At 37.8% G+C, this 13,528-nt stretch carries 13 protein-coding genes; 8 read left to right on the top strand and 5 right to left on the bottom strand.

Annotated elements, in window-relative coordinates; all coding sequences use genetic code 11:
• Window positions 1-288: 288 nt before the first annotated feature.
• Complete coding sequence (locus tag OM074_RS20285) at window positions 289-813, bottom strand: biotin/lipoyl-containing protein (RefSeq protein ID WP_301202486.1); 525 nt, start codon at window positions 811-813, stop codon at window positions 289-291.
• A gap of 11 nt (window positions 814-824) precedes the next feature.
• On the bottom strand, window positions 825-2,330 hold the full coding sequence (gene accC, locus OM074_RS20280; RefSeq protein ID WP_301202484.1) for an acetyl-CoA carboxylase biotin carboxylase subunit: 1,506 nt from the start codon (window positions 2,328-2,330) through the stop codon (window positions 825-827).
• A 216-nt stretch (window positions 2,331-2,546) separates the two neighbouring features.
• Here accC and OM074_RS20275 point away from each other — a divergent pair, with 216 nt between their 5' ends.
• From OM074_RS20275 to OM074_RS20265, 3 genes are all read left to right on the top strand, one after another.
• Window positions 2,547-3,053 (top strand): ferritin, encoded by a 507-nt coding sequence (locus tag OM074_RS20275; protein WP_301202483.1) that lies wholly within the window; start codon window positions 2,547-2,549, stop codon window positions 3,051-3,053.
• Between the two features lie 176 nt (window positions 3,054-3,229).
• On the top strand, window positions 3,230-3,709 hold the full coding sequence (locus OM074_RS20270) for a PaaI family thioesterase (RefSeq protein ID WP_301202481.1): 480 nt from the start codon (window positions 3,230-3,232) through the stop codon (window positions 3,707-3,709).
• A 2-nt stretch (window positions 3,710-3,711) separates the two neighbouring features.
• Window positions 3,712-4,995, top strand: a complete 1,284-nt coding sequence (locus OM074_RS20265) for a voltage-gated chloride channel family protein (RefSeq protein ID WP_301202480.1) — start codon at window positions 3,712-3,714, stop codon at window positions 4,993-4,995.
• A gap of 93 nt (window positions 4,996-5,088) precedes the next feature.
• On the opposite strand, the gene OM074_RS20260 is transcribed toward OM074_RS20265, so the two are convergent.
• Window positions 5,089-5,472 carry a hypothetical protein gene (locus OM074_RS20260; protein WP_301202479.1) on the bottom strand — a complete coding sequence of 128 codons (384 nt, stop codon included), beginning with the start codon at window positions 5,470-5,472 and terminating at the stop codon, window positions 5,089-5,091.
• 259 nt (window positions 5,473-5,731) lie between these two features.
• On the opposite strand from OM074_RS20260, the gene OM074_RS20255 reads away from it, so the two are divergent.
• From OM074_RS20255 to OM074_RS20245, 3 genes are read left to right on the top strand one after another with little or no spacing between them, the layout of a single operon-like run.
• Window positions 5,732-6,868: a lactonase family protein gene (locus OM074_RS20255; protein WP_301202478.1), complete on the top strand. Its 1,137-nt coding sequence runs from the start codon at window positions 5,732-5,734 to the stop codon at window positions 6,866-6,868.
• 44 nt (window positions 6,869-6,912) lie between these two features.
• Complete coding sequence (locus tag OM074_RS20250; RefSeq protein WP_301202477.1) at window positions 6,913-9,087, top strand: DUF3352 domain-containing protein; 2,175 nt, start codon at window positions 6,913-6,915, stop codon at window positions 9,085-9,087.
• 10 nt (window positions 9,088-9,097) lie between these two features.
• Window positions 9,098-9,322 (top strand): Imm17 family immunity protein, encoded by a 225-nt coding sequence (locus OM074_RS20245; RefSeq protein WP_301202476.1) that lies wholly within the window; start codon window positions 9,098-9,100, stop codon window positions 9,320-9,322.
• On the opposite strand, the gene OM074_RS20240 is transcribed toward OM074_RS20245, so the two are convergent.
• On the bottom strand, window positions 9,293-10,030 hold the full coding sequence (locus OM074_RS20240) for a YkgJ family cysteine cluster protein (RefSeq protein WP_301202475.1): 738 nt from the start codon (window positions 10,028-10,030) through the stop codon (window positions 9,293-9,295). The two genes, OM074_RS20245 and OM074_RS20240, sit on opposite strands and share 30 nt — an antisense overlap.
• Window positions 10,031-10,186: 156 nt before the next feature.
• On the opposite strand from OM074_RS20240, the gene OM074_RS20235 reads away from it, so the two are divergent.
• Window positions 10,187-11,623: a sensor histidine kinase gene (locus OM074_RS20235; RefSeq protein WP_301202474.1), complete on the top strand. Its 1,437-nt coding sequence runs from the start codon at window positions 10,187-10,189 to the stop codon at window positions 11,621-11,623.
• On the opposite strand, the gene OM074_RS20230 is transcribed toward OM074_RS20235, so the two are convergent.
• Complete coding sequence (locus OM074_RS20230) at window positions 11,620-11,919, bottom strand: hypothetical protein (RefSeq protein WP_301202473.1); 300 nt, start codon at window positions 11,917-11,919, stop codon at window positions 11,620-11,622. The genes OM074_RS20235 and OM074_RS20230 overlap by 4 nt on opposite strands.
• A gap of 173 nt (window positions 11,920-12,092) precedes the next feature.
• Here OM074_RS20230 and OM074_RS20225 point away from each other — a divergent pair, with 173 nt between their 5' ends.
• Window positions 12,093-13,337 (top strand): DEAD/DEAH box helicase, encoded by a 1,245-nt coding sequence (locus OM074_RS20225; RefSeq protein ID WP_301202472.1) that lies wholly within the window; start codon window positions 12,093-12,095, stop codon window positions 13,335-13,337.
• Window positions 13,338-13,528 lie beyond the last annotated feature (191 nt).

Raw genomic sequence — 13,528 nt, 5'->3', positions numbered from 1 at the left:
CTTTTGTCTCAAGCCGACGGGCTTTTACTTTCTTCCTTCAGCTGAAGAAAGTAAACAAAGAAAGCCGCCGCTGACATGAAAAAGCTAAAAATCACTGCTCTTCGCTAAAAGAAAAGAACTCACTGCGTTCAAACAACTTTTCTTTCTTAACGCTTCGTTTACTGATTTTTTTAACGCTTTTACATGAAGGCGGTTTAGATACCCTAACATATCGCTCATTATTACATAACCTTTTTTTTAATATTAACAATACGCATACTCTTATATTTTTCCTCGGTCAGTAATGATTCAATTATCGTTTGCAACAGGTTTAATTTCAATTAAGGCTGCGCCTCCCTCTACGGTATCACCTTCTTTTACAAACACCTTTTTTACCAAACCCGAAACCTGAGCTTTATATTCGCTTTCCATTTTCATTGCCGAAACAATTATAGCAGTCTCACCTTCCCTGATCTCATCACCCTCTTTTACCATAATTTTTACTATACGTCCGGGCATAGGCGCTTCAATTAACTGTTCCCGCTTCTCGTTTCCGGATGTTTTGCTTTGCTTATATCGCGAAACCGGATCGACGACCTCAACCTCAAAATGATCAGTACGCGTGTTTATCTTGTATAGATTGGGCGTTTTACCTTCAATCAATTCCAGGTTTATGGATTGCCCCTGGTACAAAACCGAATAAACCGAGGCCTCAACCTGAACCACATCCAAATCATACTCTTTACCTCCAATAACAACCCTATATTGCTGGCCGTTTTGTTCAAGCACTTCAATTTTGGCAACCCTGTCTTTAATCTTTAACTCTAATGGCATAACTAATAAGTTTATAATCGTAACAGATTCCGTTTTTTACCAAACTCCTTCCATGGTGATGGCTTATTGGTAACATTATCTCTTACCTGCGAAGCCTGCTTTTTTAAAAAATCCACATAGGTAACAAACATGGCTATATCCTGACAATCAAGCTGGCAAGGTTCATCCAATTGCAAATAATCAGTATTTTTCTCAATAAAATGGGTATTATAAGTCCCATTCACAAAATCGGGGGTATCCATAATTTTCTCCAAAAACGGGATAGAGGTTTTCACCCCGGTAATCTTATATTCATACAATGCCCTTTTCATCCTTTGTATGGATTCCTGGCGGGATTTAGCCCATATAATCAATTTCGAAATCATTGGATCATAATAAATGGGAATCTCATAACCCTCATAAACATATCCATCCGTGCGCACCCCCAAACCGAGTGGCTCTGTTATATGCCGTATCAATCCAGGATTGGGCATAAAATTATTTTGAGGATCTTCGGCATATATGCGGCATTCTATAGAATGCCCATGCATCTTAACATCCTCTTGCTTATAAGATAACTTTTCTCCGGCAGCAACTTTAATCTGCTCTTTCACCAAATCTATCCCTGTCACCCGCTCGGTAATAGGGTGCTCAACCTGCAACCGGGTATTCATCTCCAAAAAATAAAAATTATGCTTTTCATCTACCAAAAACTCAACGGTTCCGGCGCCAACATAACAAACCGATTGGGCAGCCTTTACAGCATATTGCCCCATTTTCTTGCGCAATCGCGTAGTCATTAACGGGGATGGCGTTTCTTCTACCACCTTTTGATGACGGCGCTGAACCGAACACTCCCGTTCAAAAAGGTGAATGGTATTCCCATACTGGTCAGCCAGCACCTGAAATTCTATATGGTGGGGTGACTCTATATATTTTTCGATATAAACGGTATCGTCACCGAATGATGATTTGGCTTCGGATTTGGCCATCTTGTAAGATGACTCTAATTCGTCATGGTTTTTAACCAGGCGCATCCCTTTCCCTCCTCCTCCGGCAGAAGCTTTTATCATTATGGGATATCCTATTTGTAAGGCAACCTCATGCAGCTCTGCTATGCTTTCCAACCTCTTTTTGGTCCCAGGCACAACCGGCACTCCGGATGATTCCATCAGTTTTCGTGCAGTCACCTTATCCCCCATTGATTTAATGGCATCAGCAGAAGGCCCGATAAAAATAATCCCTGACTTTTCCACCTTTTCTGCAAACAAGGCATTTTCAGACAGGAAACCATACCCTGGATGAATGGCATCCGATTTTGATTTCCTGGCAACTTCTATAATCTTATCCATATTCAGATAACTTTCATGGGAGGGAGAAGGCCCTATAAAATAAGCTTCATCAGCATAACGCACATGCATTGATGTTCTATCTGCTTCGGAAAATACAGCAACTGACAAAACGCCCATCTCACGGCACGAGCGCATGATTCTAACCGCAATTTCACCACGGTTGGCAACAAGAATTTTCTTAATCATGGGTATACAGTTTTAACCTCCCTATAAGATATAAACTTATTTTGACAATTACCCACTTATATTTCCCTATTTTACAAAGAGATACGCAACCCAAAAACCACCCACTTTCATTAACAAGAAGGATTCTAAATAGCCACATACAGCGCCCGGGCATAACAATTTTGACTGAAATGTTTTAAATTTGAGTTTTTAGAAAATAATTTAAAATAATATATCATGTTAAAAAAAGCTGTAGAAGAAATTTTAGTAAGACAGATTGAAAGGGAAGCATACTCTTCAAACCTTTATCTTGCAATGGCTTCATGGGCTGAAACCAATGGTTTTGGTGGAGTTTCGGAATGGATGTATGCGCAGGCTGAAGAAGAAAAGATACATATGCTGAAGTTTATGAAATATGTAAATGAAAGGGGTGGCAAGGCTATTATCCCTGCGATTGAGCAGCCTCCTTTTGATTTTGCAAACGTTCAGGAAGTTTTTGAGAAAACTTTAGAGCATGAGCAATTTGTTACTGAAAGCATCAATGAAATTGTAGGTGTGTGTTTGGAAGAAAAAGATTTTACAACCCACAACTGGATTCAATGGTTTGTTACCGAGCAAATTGAAGAAGAAGCTTCTGTTTCGGGCATTATTGACAAATTAAAATTACTAAACGGGCAAAACTTATATATGTTTGACCGCGATGTAGTGGGAATGAGAGGTGCTGTTCCGGGAAGCCAGCAGTAGTCCCTTTATAAAACATAAGACAATTAGATATAAGCTGATGTGCATGTAAATACACATCAGCTTTTTCTTTTTTAATGAAAGTAGTATTTTTGAGGCCAAATTAAACGACATCTCACACACCATTACATTTCTTAATTCTGATGTATGCAGATGCCTGTATTGAAAAACATTTTAAAATGAGAAAAATTGTCAACCCTTTTGTTGAAAGCAAAAAGCACGATTACAAATGTTTTGGTTGCTCTCCCTTAAACGAACACGGTCTGCAACTGGAGTTTTGGGATGCCGGTGAAGAAGTTATTTGCAAATGGATCCCTAAAAAACACATGGAAGGCTATTCAAATATCCTGCATGGAGGAATACAAGCCTTAATCCTCGACGAGATAGCAAGCTGGACTATTTATGCAAAATGTGAAACTGCCGGCGTAACTGCCAACCTGGATATAAAATATAAAAATCCGCTGGAAATTACAGATAAAGAAATTACGGTAAGAGGCAAAGTAGAAAATATAAACAGAAGATTAGCCACCATTACTACTTCCATAGAAAACCACGAAGGAAAAGTTTGTGCTACCGGCACTGTCACCTATTTCATCTTTCCCCAGGATATAGCAAAAGAAAAATACAACTACCCGGGCGTTGAGGCCTTTTATGAATAAAGATGAGCTTACAAAAAAAGTTAAAACAAAATATCCCTCAGGGCTTTATCCCTTCCATACTATATCTTGGCAAATGGATTTTACTATGTGCAATTGTGGGACTGCTATCAGGTTCTGCTTCAGCCATATTTTTAATCTCACTAGAATGGGCCACCAACCTGAGGGAAGCTAATTTCTGGATAATATCCATGCTACCCCTTGGCGGGCTGGTTATTGGACTAACTTACCATTACTTTGGTCAAAACGTGGTAAAAGGTAACAATCAAATACTTGAAGAATTTCATAGCCCCAAGAAAATCATCCCATTAAAAATGGCGCCCCTCGTTCTTTTAAGCACAGTAGTAACCCATCTATTTGGAGGATCAGCAGGGCGAGAAGGAACAGCCATCCAGATGGGAGGAGCCATTGCCGACCAGTTTACAAAAATTTTTAAACTCAAACCGGAAGACCGCAAAATTTTATTGGTTACAGGAGTAAGTGCGGGTTTTGCATCAATTTTTGGTACCCCGCTAGCCGGGGCCATTTTTGCCCTGGAAGTTTTTGTAGTAGGCAGAATGCGATATGATGCCATAATCCCCAGCTTTTTAGCCGCTGTTTTTGCAAACGAAGCAGCTCACTTATGGCCCATCCACCATACACACTATGCCATAGCTACGGTTCCGGATTTATGGGCTCCTGAATTGTTATGGGCAATTTTAGCGGGCATTTGCTTTGGAATTGGGGGTATGCTGTTTTCAAACGCCACTCACTTTTGGGGTAATTTCTTCAAAAAAACAATCAAATACCCACCCCTCCGACCGGTTATTGGTGGTATCGTACTTGCTGCGGCAATATGGGTTATAGGAACCACCCGCTGGATTGGATTGGGAGTCCCCGTTATTGTGGAAGCCTTTGAACAAGAACTTCCCTTTACTGATTTTGCACTAAAAATACTTTTCACATCCTTTACACTGGGAGCCGGATTTAAAGGCGGGGAGGTTACCCCGTTGTTTTTTACAGGAGCCACCTTAGGAAGTGCCTTATCATTGTTTATACCCCTTCCGGTTGCTTTACTGGCAGGAATGGGCTTTGTTGCTGTATTTGCGGGAGCTACCAACACACCGATTGCATGTACCTTAATGGGTATTGAGTTGTTTGGTGCTGAGGCGGGGGTTTTCATTGGAATAGCATGTGCTACGGCCTATTTATTTTCAGGACATACAGGAATATATGGAGAACAGATTATCGGCAGTCCCAAAAACTTTTTATTTGGTGCACACAAAGGAAAAAAATTAAACCAATTATAAAAAAAAGCAGTGATTCAACTTCATAAGAATCACTGCTTCAACATTTACTGTTGGTCACCATGTTTACTACATATTTTTAATTTATAATGGGAACTATTTTAGAGCCAAAGGCTGGTTGTCATTGCTAAAAAACGACTCAACATCCATCATCCAACTTTCAAGAACCAAATCACATTCTTCAAAAGGTAAAAAAGCATTTACATCAGTCATCCAACCTTCCATACCCAGTTCCTCTTCATTTTCCCCAACAAAAGCAGCTACATCAAACATCCACTCTTCCACTTTCAACTCGCTCTCAACATATTCATTAACATCGTAATTTACCAAAAAATCAAAATTTGATGGAGATACTATAGAAACAGATTTTGGTTCCATTAATTCAAAACCGTTTGCAAATGAGTTCATGGTTAATACCAACATAAAAGTAACTAATACAAAAACAAAACTTTCTTTTCTATTACTGCCTAAATTTTTCATGACACTTATTTTTTAGTTTTACATTTTCAATTTCTTTGACGACAAACTATTATCAATCCCTGCGCCAAAACTCCTATGTTATTCCAGCACTGTACATTACACAACACTCACACTCCAATACAAATCCCCATTTCTGTACGGAAGAGCAACAACTACCGTTCGATAACGCACATATAAAAGATCTAAAGGTATTTTATATATGTAACAAATTTATCTATATATTTACCCTGTTTTTCGACATGAATTAATTACTCTACCAATGCTGCATTTTAAAAAACTTATTTTCATTGCTGTTTCTGTAATAATCTACTCTTGCACAACTAAAATACAAAGCAAGGAAAACTCCAACCTGTTGGTTTATATCGGATCCGCATCTCCTACGCCAGGGAAAGGGGTTGCAAGTGCTCATTTTAACACAGAAACAGGCAACATCTCAAATATCGCCTACTCTGGCGACCTTGCAGAAGCGATGTTTTTACATCCCGATACTATTAACAATAAACTATATTGCATTGGAACAACTCTAAATCCCATAGACTCCAGTACAATAAAAAGTATCACCTCATACTCTGTTACCCCCCAGTCAGGCGAACTCTCATTTCAATCCCAAACAAGGGCATTGGGTAGCGGACCTTGTTTTATTGAATACAACGAGAAGCAAAAAAAGATTTTGACAGCAAATTATGGATCTGGAAATGTTTGTTTGTTTGATGACTACAACAACAAAGTCCGTTTTAAGGATTCAAAGCAACACCATGGAAGCGGACCAGACGAAAGCAGGCAAGAAGCCCCACATGCACATGCCATTAGGGTATCCCCTGACAACAAATTTGCCTACGCAACAGATCTGGGCGCTGATAAAATAATGATATACAAAATCAACAGTGATAAACTTCAGACTGTAGATTCCATTGCTTCAGAACCCGGGGCAGGCCCAAGGCACATCGATTTTTCCCCTTCAAAAGAAATCATGGCCGTTGTAAATGAATTAAACTGTACAGTAACTACCTACAAAAAAGACAGTCTGGGACGCTTTAAAAAGGAAATATGTACCGCCACAATGCTGCCCGACACATTTGCAGGCTTTGCCAAGGCAGCGGACATACATTTCTCTCCTGACAATCGTTTTATATATGCATCAAACAGGGGATTAAATAGCATTGTAGTGTATAAAGTAACAGAAGGAAACCTTCAATTGGTAGAAATTTTTACCAACGGGATAAACTGGCCCAGAAACTTTACCCTATCGCCGGATGGACATTATATTTTGGTTGCCAACAAAAATGCCAATAACATCACTGTATACGAAAGAAATAGTAATACCGGAAAAATTGAATCAATTATAAGTAAAACAGAAGTGGAAACTCCTGTATGCATTAGGTTTTTTAGTAAATAAATTCAATATTCGAAACGAAAAACATTATTTATTATAACGATCAGATGAAGCAATTTTTCAAGTTCTTCGGCTACCTGCTTTTGGCAATTATTATTGTAATCATTGGAAGTATTGTGTATTTGCAATTGGGCAATAAAAACCAACAAGCTCCAATTTCGGTTGTTCCCCAAGATGCCATGCTTATCCTGGAAACAGACAACCTGTCGGAAACCATGGTTGATATTACACAAACAAACTACTGGAAATCAATCATCGAAAGCGAAGTTTTGAAAGAATTTAAAGAAGCACTTCTTTCCTACGACGAAACAATTGAAAAAAATAAATGGCTCAAGCCCATCCTAAAAAATCAAAGACTTACATTTTCATTACACACAAACAACACCCGGGATCTTGAATATTTAATAGTCTCTGACATAAAAAAATTTGGGAAGCTCAACATAATTCCCAAACTAACCTCAATGCTTAAAATTCCTGCAAAAAAAAGTGTAATTAACTCTCTTACCCTATATTCTATCTATCTCAAAGAATACAAACTATCCTTACACCTGTCATCCGTAAACAATTTGCTATTATGCTCTTCCTCGTATCAGTTACTTGAACAAGCTATCAGGCAAAAAAGCCATCTCCCGGAGCACATACAAGCAAAACAGAACCATGTAAATTCATATTACACTTCTGACCTGTTTAATATCTATACCAACAACAACTTAATTCACCGGTACTTTTCCGACAATCCATCAACATTTCTTAACAGCCTGGCATTTTCAGCATTAGGAGGCACCTTCTCAACAGAATCCTTCACTATGGAGGGATATACAAGTTTATATGATTCAATTGCCTCCCCCTTTATTCCGTTGAAACACACAACTGCAAACACCAGGAGTTCCGAAAACGTGATCCCGTCAGATGCTTCTCTTTACATTAACTTCAACATAACAGATTTCTCTTCCTTTTACAAAAAATTCCTGTCCCAATACTCCTCCATCGACCCTATTGGCTACCAAACTTATACTGCGGGACTAAAATTAACAGAATCATACATGGGCATCAACCTGAAAGAAGACTTTCTTTCCTGGCTTTCAGGAGAAATATCTTTTATACAGTTTAAACCACTGCCCAATGCCCACGAAGATGATTTTCTTGCTGTTGTAAAAGCAAGCGATATTGATTTCGCCAACCAAAAACTTACCGAATTGGCACAGAAAATTAAAAATCGCACCTCGTTCAGATTCAACCAATCACAATACAAAAACTTCAACATCAACTACCTAAATATCAGAGGCTTTTTTAAGCTATTCATGGGTGGTTTTTTCCACAACAGATCCAAACCCTATTACACTATTATTGATGACTATATATTATTCAGCAATTCTTCAGACCTATTGGAATACAGCATTGATAACTACCTTGTAGGCAACACCCTGGCACGCAACAAAGACTTTCAATCTTTTATGGGCAATTTCAACAATAAATGCCAGTTTACCACCTATGTAAACATGCCAAGACTATACGACCGGGTATATTATTATTCCAATACAAACGAAAGGAATGAATTAAGCCCATACCGAAGGTTGATTCAGAACATTGGATGGGTTGGTTTTCAGTTGTCTCCGGAACAGGAACTGCTCAAAACAAAACTATATGCACAAACCTTTGAAAGTCCGAAAACTGAGTACCATATTGATATTGATCTATCATCGGCTGAAAACTTAATTATAGATGAATTTGAACAACTGGAATTTAAAATTGACTTAGGCAAAGAATTTGATAACTTTGAAGGAAATCTTTCTTACTACCTGCCCCACCCGGAAAAAGTTCAGGACAGCATTTTGGTGCATGAAGGAAATATGGATAATGGAATGCCAGATGGGTTATGGAGAAGCTATTTTTATTCAGGTAATGTAAAATCGGTGGTTAATTATAATGATGGCCAAGCTGATGGGACAGCCATTTTTTATTATAACAATAACCAACATGTTATCAGAGCAGAAATTGAATTTGACGATGATGTTATTGATGGATCATATAAAGAATTCTACACTAACGGAAACATAAAAGCATCAATTGAATTCAGAGATGGACAACGCTGGGGTGAAGCCATGTATTACTTTAGAGATGGCCAGGTAAAAACCACAGGCGAATTCAAAAAAGGAAAACAGAGTGGCAAGTGGAAATACTACTCCAAATCAGGAGAATTAATAAATAAGGAAAACTGGTAATTATTTTTGTATGGAACAAAACAACTTTTTAAGCTGGATATTTATATTGTTTGGCTGCCTAATACTGGGAGCTGCAATTTTTAACTGGAATTATTTCTTTAAACTACGTAAAGCCCAAATGCTGGTAAAAGCTGTAGGTCTTACTACAGCCCGCATCATTTATGCTGTTCTTGGATTGATATTTGCCCTAACCGGAGCCAACCACTTATTCAACCTTGGAATCTTTCCCTTCTGACTCTCCAAAATAATCCTCGACCATCCAATTTTGAATAAAATCTTTTTCCCTGAAGAGTTTAACCACAAACTCCTCAATGGTATACTCTTCCATTTTGCGGCCTTTTCCTTTTAAAAAGCCAACAAAACCCTCGTTCATATATCTGCCGGCCCTTAATACAAAATCATATAAAGCTGGTATCATAGTACTATCGCCTGGCGCATCATATTTATTTTTACAGCTTTGCTTATCTGATGAAAGGTAAATCCGACAGGCCATAGGACGAACCGGGTAAACAGAACAACTTCCCTGGTTCAAAAACGGACACGGGGCCTTAACACTTTGCTTCTGCTCTTCAGTCAACCCCTTAGTCTTTTTATATTTAGAAACGGCATTATTCAGCACCTTCTTCCTTTGTGCTTCATCCATTGCCTGATGCAGAAACTCAAATATCAAAACGGCTTCCTGTGTAGTCATGTATACTGGCTGATAACAACACCAACTACATCCCTTTTCACACTGGATAGCTTTTCCTTCCTGATGGGCACGCATGGCAAATGTCTGGGTCAACTGGCTCATAACGGTATACTGCACCTGCATCCCTTTAAAAAGAGGAGTCAAGCTATCAAAATCAACAACCTCTCTTGAAGCTATTGTGTATCCATCTTTATAAAACTCCAGGTTAGCCTCTTTATTCCTCTTTTCTTCAGATTTATCTGTATTGCCCATATCGTGAGTTATATTTCGATGCGAAAATAAATCTTTTTCATTAATATATATTCATATCACCATATTTCTTTATTTATTTAATGCTCAACAATTGTTTACAAAAAATAAATTTTTATTTTTGAAGACTCTAAAACTTACAACTCTATAAAACACCAAATGCGATACCATTCATTTCTTTCTAAAGAAGATTCTGCCTGGGGAGAACAAGAAGTTATACGTTTTCGTTGGATATTAATAGCTGCAATTTTAGTTCTAATTGCCTATATCTTTTTATCAGGAAAAATCGAAAGGGGCTTGATTTCATTAAGTCTTGCCTTAGTATATATTTTTTATAATTCCATTATAAACCTGTTGCTCAAAAAATTTGATAATGCAACATGGATCCGGTATGTATCATCTACCATAGACGTAACCATTCTATCTGCCCATATTTTCAATTACTCCTATTTTTTCAAGCCCATAGCAGTATCCACAGCACCCTCTTTGTTTTTATATGCTATTCTGATAATGTTATCGGTATTAAGATACGATGGGCGTTTGGTAATATTTACCACCCTATATGTTGTTCTATGTTCAAACATCATTTATTTTGCAAGGTACACAGACATTGATCCATACCTGTTTACCCAAGTGGCTTCGGCCGGTCCTGAGGGTGCATTTTACAGAAGTGTATACTTTTTATTGATGGGTTATTTCATGTTCAGCATACCTAAGATGATCAACCGCTTGGTTGAACGACAAAATGACGTGAACAAAGAGCGCAGAGAAATTGAAATAAAGCTGGCCTTAGAAACACAAAAAAGAGAAATGGCCATGCAGAACCTTGTTATGGAGCAACAATTAAGCGACCAGTTAAATCATCAAAAACAGGTTATTCAGGATCAAAACAAAAGCCTGGAAAACCTTGTTGCCACAAAAGATAAACTTTTTTCAATTATAGGCCACGATTTAAGGTCGCCCCTTTGTGTTCAAAGCTCCCTGACAGAATATTTATTACACGACTTCAACAACCTTGACAAGGAAGACATCCTGGAGAACATCTATGCCATAAATAAAACAGCCAATAATGCCCTGAACATGCTGTCAAACCTTATTGACTGGAGCAAATCTCAGAGTAATAACCTTGCCCCAATAGCAATTTCTGTAAATATCAAACAAAAAATCCATGATGTTATCGACCAACAATCCGAGGCATGGAAATCAAAAAACATCAACATAAAAAATAATATTGAGAAAAGCGTAACTGCATTTGCCGATGATCATATGATAGAAGCTGTATTACGCAACCTGTTATCAAACGCTATAAAGTTTACTCCGGAACATGGTGTTGTAAAATTCTCTGCATTTAATACCGACAACAAATGTATTATTGAAATAAACGATACAGGTATAGGTATGGATAGTTGCCAGATTCAAAACATTTTCAAATCTAACAAAGCCATTTCATCATTAGGTACAAACAATGAAAAAGGAACCGGATTAGGTTTGATCCTATGCAAGGAAATGATAGATAAAAACAATGGTGATATATCTGTAAACAGCTCCCCTTTAAAGGGAACGAAATTTACTGTAACCCTGCCCACACAAGGCTAATATTGATTGGCACACCAATTCTGACTTTCCTTTGTTGGTTTTTGGTTATGGATAATACTGTCTAAAAACCGCCCAAACATTAATTGATCTCGCAATTCCAGGGCATCATTATAATCTTTTATAGCCTTTTGTAACTGGGCAAATAATATTTTTGCTTCAGTACCTTTAAAATCTTTGCCAGAGAGATGCTTTACATTCAACAATGAATGATTATTACCTGTAGATTTGTTTAGTTGCTCTAACAATGCATCTCTTTTATTTATAATCAATTGAAAATTTCTTGCCCACTTTTCCATCTTAAATATTTTTAAAATTTCTATTCAATTTACAAAGTTTGAATATCAATAAAAAGAGCTAAATAAAAAAAAGTAAAGTTTTTTTCATTCTTCCATCGTGCAATTATAAATCTATGTTTCTTATCAAAATCATTTAAAGTATCTTTATCCCTCAAAATATCAATAACTATAAAATGAAGTTTGAAGATTATTCAATATCAAATGAAATAAAGAAAAGTTTAGCGAAATTAAATTATCGCAGGCCTACTGATATACAATTTAAATCTATCCCCCCAATATTAAAGGGTGAAGATGTTTTAGCCATAGCCCAAACAGGAACTGGTAAAACTGCAGCTTTTGCTATTCCTGTAATACACACTTTGCATACTAAAAAGATAAAAAAAAGGGCTGATGGAATCAAATGCCTGGTAATGGTTCCAACAAGAGAATTAGCTATTCAGATACACCAGGTGTTTGAAACTATAGGTAAGCATACCTCAGTAAAGTCATTCTGCGTTTTTGGCGGTGTTGAGGAAGGCCCACAAATAGCTAAACTGGAAAAGGGAATTGATATTTTAATTGCAACCCCCGGACGTATGTTCGATTTGGCCAGCAGGGGGTATATTAAACTAAACAGAACAGAAATCCTTATTTTAGATGAAGCTGACCACATGCTTGATCTTGGCTTTATAAAAGACATCAGGGATTTAATGAAATACCTGCCAAAGAAACGCCAAACGTTGTTCTTTTCGGCAACGATCAATGAAACCATTAAAAAACTAGCTTACTCTTTAGTCAGCAATGCCATTAGAATCCAGGTATCTCCCAAAGATCCTGTTGCACGGAATATTGACCATTCAGTAACCTATATTGAGATGGATGATAAGAGATTCTTTCTGGAGCGATTGATTAAAGAAAACCAGGAGCAAAAAATCCTGGTATTTGTCAGAACTAAAGTTAGGGCCGAAAGGGTTCAAAAAGCCATGGAGCGGGTCAATATCACGTCTCAGTTTATACATGGTGGCAAAGAACAAGCAGAAAGGAAAAAGACTCTTGATTTATTTAGAAAGGGCGAAATAAAGGTATTAATTGCAACTGATGTCAGCGCTAGGGGTATTGATATACCAGGAGTACAATACGTGGTTAATTATGACCTCCCTGAGCTTTCTGAGAACTATGTACACCGGGTAGGTAGAACAGGTAGAGGAAAAGAAAAGGGCATAGCAGTTTCTTTTTGTAGTGCTGAAGAGAAACCAATCCTTACCGAAATAGAAGGATTCCTGGGCAAACCAATTAAACGACTAGAGATTGAAAAAGGTGACTATAACCATACCATTGACTTTTCTGCAGAAAGTCATGCCGATTGGAAAACCCTTATCAGCGATCATGATGATTTTATAACGAAAGGGAAGAAATCCAATAAAAAGAAAAAGAAGTAGCAATATACCTCTTAACTGCCGTTTATAGGCCAGTTCAATTAGCCTCTTCCCTGAAACAGCTCAGGGAAAGCTATAAGAACACTTAGGACTGGTTTGGGCCCATATTCGGATACCATAACCGAACCCTATCCGAACACAACCCGAACAGCACCCGAACAAACCCGAGCGCTACCCGAACAATTCCCGAAGCC

This window comes from Plebeiibacterium marinum, from assembly GCF_026013615.1.
Taxonomy (GTDB): domain Bacteria; phylum Bacteroidota; class Bacteroidia; order Bacteroidales; family Marinilabiliaceae; genus Saccharicrinis; species Saccharicrinis marinus_A.
This window is presented reverse-complemented; position numbering and strand designations above follow the sequence as displayed.

Bases quoted from the DNA above. Each gene is read 5' to 3' on its own strand.
- OM074_RS20285 (WP_301202486.1), bottom strand. From the start codon at position 813: ATGCCATTAGAGTTAAAGATTAAAGACAGGGTTGCCAAAATTGAAGTG.
- accC (WP_301202484.1), bottom strand. From the start codon at position 2,330: ATGATTAAGAAAATTCTTGTTGCCAACCGTGGTGAAATTGCGGTTAGA.
- OM074_RS20275 (WP_301202483.1), top strand. From the start codon at position 2,547: ATGTTAAAAAAAGCTGTAGAAGAAATTTTAGTAAGACAGATTGAAAGG.
- OM074_RS20270 (WP_301202481.1), top strand. From the start codon at position 3,230: ATGAGAAAAATTGTCAACCCTTTTGTTGAAAGCAAAAAGCACGATTAC.
- OM074_RS20265 (WP_301202480.1), top strand. From the start codon at position 3,712: ATGAGCTTACAAAAAAAGTTAAAACAAAATATCCCTCAGGGCTTTATC.
- OM074_RS20260 (WP_301202479.1), bottom strand. From the start codon at position 5,472: ATGAAAAATTTAGGCAGTAATAGAAAAGAAAGTTTTGTTTTTGTATTA.
- OM074_RS20255 (WP_301202478.1), top strand. From the start codon at position 5,732: ATGCTGCATTTTAAAAAACTTATTTTCATTGCTGTTTCTGTAATAATC.
- OM074_RS20250 (WP_301202477.1), top strand. From the start codon at position 6,913: ATGAAGCAATTTTTCAAGTTCTTCGGCTACCTGCTTTTGGCAATTATT.
- OM074_RS20245 (WP_301202476.1), top strand. From the start codon at position 9,098: ATGGAACAAAACAACTTTTTAAGCTGGATATTTATATTGTTTGGCTGC.
- OM074_RS20240 (WP_301202475.1), bottom strand. From the start codon at position 10,030: ATGGGCAATACAGATAAATCTGAAGAAAAGAGGAATAAAGAGGCTAAC.
- OM074_RS20235 (WP_301202474.1), top strand. From the start codon at position 10,187: ATGCGATACCATTCATTTCTTTCTAAAGAAGATTCTGCCTGGGGAGAA.
- OM074_RS20230 (WP_301202473.1), bottom strand. From the start codon at position 11,919: ATGGAAAAGTGGGCAAGAAATTTTCAATTGATTATAAATAAAAGAGAT.
- OM074_RS20225 (WP_301202472.1), top strand. From the start codon at position 12,093: ATGAAGTTTGAAGATTATTCAATATCAAATGAAATAAAGAAAAGTTTA.